Origin of the sequence: Alteromonas sp. McT4-15 (assembly GCF_020515205.1) — a bacterium.
Lineage (GTDB): Bacteria > Pseudomonadota > Gammaproteobacteria > Enterobacterales > Alteromonadaceae > Alteromonas.
Genome location: NZ_JAJALG010000105.1, coordinates 1 through 1,193 on the forward strand (window position 1 = coordinate 1; position 1,193 = coordinate 1,193).

1 protein-coding gene is annotated in these 1,193 nt (G+C 46.9%); it reads left to right on the forward strand.

Translation table 11 applies throughout. The features are described from left to right. Window positions 1–69: 69 nt before the first annotated feature. Window positions 70–1,178 (forward strand): IS3 family transposase gene (locus tag LHL20_RS20960; protein ID WP_226434696.1). Its coding sequence is split into 2 segments (ribosomal slippage): window positions 70–322 and window positions 322–1,178, totalling 1,110 coding nucleotides; the frame shifts between segments, so codons are not numbered across the junction. Window positions 1,179–1,193 lie beyond the last annotated feature (15 nt).

A 1,193-nucleotide genomic window follows, 5' to 3' on the forward strand; every position in this document is an offset into this window, starting at 1 on the left:
TGTCCACTTCCCCTAAACTGAGACAGACTTAATTGGAGTTTTCTGCAATGATTAATGCAGGAGACGACTATGAAAAAATCACGCTACACAGAATCTCAGATCATCGGGGTGTTAAAAGAAGTTGATGCAGGTATGAAGGTTGAGGAAGTCTGCCGTCAACATGGTATCAGCAGTGCAACCTACTATAATTGGAAGTCTAAATACGGCGGCATGGAAGCGTCTGACGTCAAACGATTGAAAGAGCTTGAAGAAGAAAATGCCAAGCTCAAAAAGATGTTTGCAGATGTCAGCTTAGAAAATAACGCCATTAAGGAGCTTGTCGCAAAAAAGGGTTGGTGACAGCAGAGAAACGAGAATGCGCCAGCATCTTAGTCGATGCAGGATTAAGTATCGTAAAGGCCTGTCTGTTCGTTGGTATTGGCCGTGCGACCTTTTATCGTCAAGCGAGGGACTGGCGCAAAGTAGATGCTGCTGTCATTGATGCCATCAATGCGGTTTTGGAAAAGTCGCCACGAGCAGGCTTCTGGAAGTGTTTTGGCCGAATGAGGTTCAAGGGCTTCCCCTTCAACCACAAGCGCGTCTATCGAGTTTACTGCCAAATGGGATTGAACCTGAGGCGCAGAACTAAACGGGTACTGCCCAAGCGAATAGCCCAGCCATTAGAAGTGCTGGATCAGGCTAATCATCAATGGGCGTTGGACTTTATGCATGACACCTTATATTGCGGGAAACGGTTCAGAACACTGAATGTGGTGGACGAAGGCACGCGGGAGTGCCTTGCTATAGAGGTCGATACGTCTTTGCCCGCTGGCCGTGTCGTACGGGTGTTAGAACAACTTAAGGCTGAGCGTGGACTACCAACTCAGCTGCGTATGGATAATGGCCCAGAGCTAATTTCGGCGACGCTAACGGATTGGTGTGAAACCAATGATATTGAACTGGTCTATATCCAGCCAGGTAAGCCACAGCAAAATGGCTTTGTTGAACGCTTTAACGGTTCATTCCGCAGAGAGTTCCTTGATGCTTACTTGTTTGAAAACCTCAATCAGGTAAGAGAAATGGCCTGGTTCTGGCGACTGGATTATAACGAAGAAAGAACACATGAAAGTCTGGGTAACCTGCCTCCGGCAGCTTACCGAGAAAAATTAGAAAACTCTAATTCAGCACTGTCTCATTAATGGGGAAGTGGACAA